Below are 685 nucleotides of genomic sequence, written 5' to 3' on the forward strand. Positions count from 1 at the left end.
GGTTCGGCTTCGCTGGGGACGGCGCGCCTACCCTGGCCGGGGACTACGAGTTTCTCCGCAACCTGGAGACGATGAACGTGAACGCCGCCGGTTCCGGGTTTGGCGTTGACGACTTCTTCGGCGCGTTCGACGGTCTCGGCGAGTCGTCCGCGGCGGGTGCCGTCGCGCCCGGGCGGGGTGTCTCCCCGGGGCGCGCCGGCAGCGCTGAGCGGGCACGGGCGCGTGCCCGGGCGTCGTCGCGGACGGCCCCGTACGACGGGGACAGCGCCGACGACGCCCCGGTCGGCGGGTTCACCGCGGACGGTCGGCCGCAGCTTGAACCGGCGACGCCGGGTAGCGAGGGGGTGTGGCACCAGTCGGCGGATGCCCTTCACCCTGAAGGCTGGGTCGAACCCACCACCTACGGCCTGCCCGTGCCCGCCGGCGCGCTTCCGGATGAACCCATGCGTGTGCCGCGGGATCTGGCCGGCGACCGGATCGCGCTGGCCGAGGACGGCAGCGTCGCCGGGCCCGATGGCGCGGGCACCGGCGCGCTGCCGCCGGGCGTGGCGGATTCGCTGCCGGCCGGGGTGCTGCAGCGGTGGCAGCGGGCGCGGGACGTGCTGGGGTCGTCGAAGCTGCCCGCCGACGTCGCCGACGGGCTGGTCGCCCGGGCCCGGCAGCTGCTGTCGGACGCCTACCAGAC

Annotated in this window: 1 protein-coding gene; it reads left to right on the plus strand. The window is 75.9% G+C overall.

Translation table 11 applies throughout. From position 1 onward, the window contains the following. Window positions 1-71: 71 nt before the first annotated feature. Window positions 72-685 (plus strand): hypothetical protein (locus AB0N03_RS52240; protein ID WP_364388971.1); only part of this gene is annotated, 614 nt, incomplete at its 3' end.

It is taken from the genome of Amycolatopsis sp. NPDC051061, assembly GCF_040682935.1.
Classification (GTDB): domain Bacteria; phylum Actinomycetota; class Actinomycetes; order Mycobacteriales; family Pseudonocardiaceae; genus Amycolatopsis.